Annotated in this window: 1 protein-coding gene; it reads right to left on the bottom strand. The window is 71.8% G+C overall.

Going from position 1 to position 4,911, the window contains the following annotated elements; genetic code table 11:
* The coding region (locus MJ785_RS20065) for an SDR family NAD(P)-dependent oxidoreductase (protein ID WP_239382269.1) at nt 1-4,911 on the bottom strand (4,911 nt) is incomplete at both ends.

Genomic DNA, 4,911 nt, shown 5'->3' on the forward strand with positions numbered 1-4,911 from the left:
TTGCGGAAGCCGCGGACGCAGGGACGAGCTGGGTGCGCAGGTAGGCGGTGAGCGCCGCCGGGGTGGGATGGTCGAAAAGTAGCGTGGTGGGCAGGCGCAGGCCGGTCGCCGCGTTGAGTCGGTTACGAAATTCCACTGCGGTGAGGGAGTCGAAACCCGAGGCGAGAAATCCACGGTCGGCCTCGATGGTGCCCGGATCCGCATGGCCGAGGACGGTTGCGGCGGTCGTCCGCACAAGGCCGATCACCTGACGTTCCTGCTCGTTTTCCGGCTGACCGGCCAGCCGCCGCACAAGAGAGTTCCGCTCAGGTTCGGCGTCGCTCGTCACGACCCGCCGGACGGGTAGGCGGACAAGGCCGCGCAGGATCTCCGGAATGTTCTCCGAGCTGCCCTGACGCTGGATTTTCATCGTGTCGATCCGGGCCGGTACGAGGCCTGCGCACGGCGTTGTCATGGCTGCGTCGAACAGTTTCAGGGCGACCTCGGTGGGCAGCGCGATGAGCCCCGTGCGGTTCATCCGGGTCACGTCGGTGTCCTGGAGATGGCTGGTCATGCCGCTGGCCTGGGCCCAGTAGCCCCACGCCAGCGCCGTCGCGGGCAGGCCGTGCGCATGTCGGTGGTGGGCCAGCGCGTCGAGGTAGGTGTTGGCGGCGGCGTAGTTCGCCTGGCCGGCGTTGCCGAGGATGCCCGCGACAGAGGAGTACAGGACGAAGGCGGCCAGATCGAGACCGCGGGTCAGCTCGTGCAGGTTCCAGGCCGCGTCGACCTTGGGACGTAACACGGTGTGAAGGTGGTGCGGGGTCAGGGCGGTCACGGTGGCGTCGTCCAGCACGCCTGCGGTGTGGATGACAGCGGTCAGCGGGTGCTGGCGGGGGATGGCGGCGAGCAGCGCGGCCACCGCGTCGCGATCAGCGGCGTCGCAGGCGGCGATGGTGACCGCGACGCCCAGCGCGGTGAGCTCGGCCGTGAGTTCCGCGGCGCCGTCGGCGGCGTTCCCCCGCCGGCTGGTCAGCAGCAGGTGACGCACCCCGTGGTGGGTGACCAGCCGACGGGCGGCGAGCTGCCCCAGCACGCCGGTCCCGCCGGTGATCAGCACTGTGCCGTCGGGGTCGAGCGGGACGGGAAGGGTGAGCGCCAGTTTGCCGGTGTGCCGTGCCTGGCTGAGGTGGCGCAGGGCCTGTGGCGCGTGGCGGACGTCCCATGCGGTCACCGGCAGCGGACGTAGCACTCCCTGCTCGAACAGCGCCACCAGCTCGGCCAGGATCTGCCCGATGCGCTCGGGCGTCACGTCGCGGAGCAGGTCGAACGCCCGGTAGCTCACGGTGGGATGGCCGGCTGCCACGTCGTGCGGACGGCGCACGTCGGTCTTCCCCATCTCGATGAAACGGCCATCCGGACGCAGCAGCCGCAGGGACGCGTCGGTGAACTCGTGCGCGAGGGCGTTGAGGACGACGTCGACACCACCGGCGGCAGTGCGGAACTTCCGCTCGAAGTCAAGGGTGCGGGAGGAGGCGATATGGTCGTCGTCGAGTCCCTGGGCCGCAAGGGCCTGCCACTTGCCGGGGCTTGCGGTGCCGTAGACCTCGGCACCCCAGTGCCGCGCGAGTTGGACCGCGGCCATGCCGACCCCGCCGGTGGCGGCGTGGATGAGGACCGTTTCGCCGGGCCGGAGCCGGGCGAGGTCGGCCAGCGCGTGGTAGGCGGTGAGGAAGGCGACCGGGGCGGTGGCGGCCTGGGTGAAGGACCATCCGGCGGGGATGTGGACCAGCAGGCGGTGGTCGACGACCGCCGACGAGCCCAGCATGCCGGGAAGCAGGCCCATGACACGGTCGCCGGGGGCGAAGCCGGTGACGTCCGGGCCGACGTCCACGACCACACCGGCGCCTTCCGCGCCGATGCGGGCCTCCCCCGGGTAGACGCCCAGGGCGATGAGCACATCCCGGAAGTTCACCCCGGCCGCGCGCGTCGTGAGGCGAATCTGCCCGCGGGCCAGCGGCTGGTCCGCTTCGGGGTGGGGCACCAGCGCCAGCGTGTCGAAGGTGCCGGGGGTGGTGACGTCCAACCGCCAGGACGGGGTGTCCAGGGGCGGGATCAGCGTGTGTGTCCGGGCCGTGTCGAGCGGGGCCGTGTTGAGCGGGGCCAGGTCCCGGTGGGGGCGGTGCCGGGCGAGCCGGGGGACGTGGATCTCCCCACCACGCAGGGCGAGCTGCCCCTCGCCGCTGGCCAGCGCGGCTGGGAGCGCGCTCAGGGAGTCCGGGTGGTGGTCGAGGTCGAGCAGGACGAGCTGGCCGGGATGTTCGGACTGCGCCGCGCGGACCAGGCCCCAGACGCCGGCGGCGGCAAGGTTGCCGACGTCCTCCCCGGGGCGGGTGGCGACCGCGTCGTAGGTGACCACGACCAGCCTCGAGGAGGCGTACCGGTCGTCGGCCGACCAGGCCTGCAACACGGCCAGCGCCTGCTGGGTGGTCGTGTGCGCAGCCTCCGCGCCGGTGGCGGCTGGGCACGGCAGGAGCACGGTGTCGGGTACCGGGGCTCCCGCGGCGATGGCCGCGGTGAGCGAGGCCAGGTCCGGGCAGATCTCGACCGATGGACGTGTCGACGCCGCCAGGGCGGTCAGGCCCAGGGCGTCCGTTCCCAGTACGGTCCACCGACCCGGCGGTGGGATCTCGCGGGGCACATTCACCACCGGCCAGGTCAGCTCGAACAACGGCTCCTCGGGCACCCCACGGGCACCGGCGAGATGATCCGTCGAGGTCATCCGCAGCACCAGGGAGCCGATGGCGGCGACGGGCGCGCCGGTGAGGTCGGTGGCCCGCAGCGTCACCCGGTCGGTGCCGGTCGGCTGGACGTGCACCCGCAGCCCGCGGGCACCTGCCGCGGACAGCGACACGCCGCTGACGGCAAAGGGAAGCCGGATTGCGTGCGCCGCGTGCTCCCTGTCGGTCTCAGTCCCGGTCTCAGTCCCGGTCTCGCTGGCGGGGACGAGACCCACCGCCGCGTGCAGCGCGGCGTCCAGCAACGCCGGATGCAGCCCGAACCGGCCTGCGTCGGCCTGCTGCCCGGGTGGCAGGTGCACCTCGGCGAACACATCGTCGCCTCGCCGCCAGGCGGCTCGAAGCCCTTGGAAGACCGGCCCGTAGTCGTAGCCTCGGGCGGCCAGACGCTGATAGAGGCCTGTCACGTCCACCGCGGTCGCATCCGCCGGCGGCCAGGCCCCGGCCAGGTCATCGGGCGCCGGTACCGACGCGGTCGTGCCAGTGCCGGTCAGGACGCCGTCAGTGCTGGTCAGGATGCCGGTCGCGTGCCGCGTCCACGCTCTGTCCGACCGGGTTCCCTCGACGAGGGTGCTGGCAGGGCATGAGTGGATGCTCACCGTCCGCCGGCCCGGGTCGTCCCCGGCTCCGACGATCAGTTGCAGCCGGATGCCGACAGCGTCGGGCACGACCAGCGGGGCTTCGAGCGTGAGCTCGGCGATCTCATCGCAGCCGACCTGGTCGGCGGCATGCAGGGCGAGGTCGACGAAGGCGCTGGCGGGGAGCAGGACTGTGCCCGAGACGGCGTGGTCGGCAAGCCAGGGGTGGGTCGCCAGGGAGAGCTGTCCGGTGAGCAGGACGGTGTCACCGTCGGCCAGGGGGAGGGCCGCGGCCAGCAGCGGATGGCCGGCGGGGTCCAGACCAGCGGCGGTGACGTCGTTCCCGGTGGGCGCGGCCAGCCAGTGGCGCTCGCGCTGGAAGGCGTAGGTGGGCAGGTCCGTGCGTCGGGCGGCCGGGCCGAACACGGCGGTCCAGTCGGGGCTGATGCCGTGGACGTGCAGGTGGGCCAGTGAGGTCGACAGACGCCGCCAGCCGCCCTCGTGCCGGCGCAGAGTGCCGGTGACAGTCGTCGTGGTGTTCTCCCCGACGGAGGTGTCGTCGATGGTTTGCTGGATGCCGACGGTGAGCACCGGATGGGAGCTGGTTTCGACGAATGTCCGGTGCCCCCCGGCGAGGGCGGCGCGGACCGCCGGGTCGAGGCGGACGGTCTGGCGCAGGTTGCGGTACCAGTAGTCGGCGGTGAGCTCGGTGGTGTCCAGGAGCATGCCGGTGACGGTGGAGTAGAAGGCGATGGTGGCGGGGCGGGGTGTGACGTCCGCCAGCAGACCGAGAACTTTTTCCCGGATGTTTTCGACCTGGGCGGAGTGGGAGGCGTAGTCGACCGGAATCTTCCGGGCCGGGACGTTCTGCGTTGCGTAAGCGTCCAGAATGTCGTCGAGTGTGTCCGGGTCGCCAGAAACAACAGTGGAGTGGGATCCGTTGATTGCGGCGATGTTGACCCGGTCACCGTTGACCCGGTCACCCAGCCGCGCGAGCTGCTCCGCCACCGTGGCCGCGGGCAGCGGAATGGCGACCATGCCACCGTGGCCAGCCAGTTCTCTGAGCGCATGGCTGCGCAGCGCCACGATTTTGGCGGCGTCCTCCAAGGTGAGCGCACCGGCTATGTGAGCGGCCGCGATTTCCCCCTGGGAATGGCCGATGACGGCGTCGGGGTGGACGCCCAGGGACTGCCAGAGGCGGGCAAGCGAAACCATGATTGCGAACAGCGCGGGCTGCACGACGTCGACGCGCTCCAGCGTGGGGGCGTCGGGGTGGCCGCGCAGCACGTCGATCAGGGACCAGTCCACGAACGGCGCCAACGCGTCCGCGCACGCTGCCAGCTGCTCGGCGAATACCGGGGAGGTGCCCAACAGCTCCACGGCCATCCCGGCCCACTGCGCGCCCTGACCGGGGAAGACGAACACGGTCTTCCCGGGGTCGCCGGCCACGCCCTCGACGAGGCCGGCGGCCTGTTCTCCCCGGCTCAGCGCCTGTAAGCCGGTCAGGAACTCGGCACGGTCACTGCCGACGACCAGCGCTCGATGCTCGAACGCGGTCC

The organism is Protofrankia sp. CiT1 (genome assembly GCF_917627335.1).
Classification (GTDB): domain Bacteria; phylum Actinomycetota; class Actinomycetes; order Frankiales; family Frankiaceae; genus Protofrankia.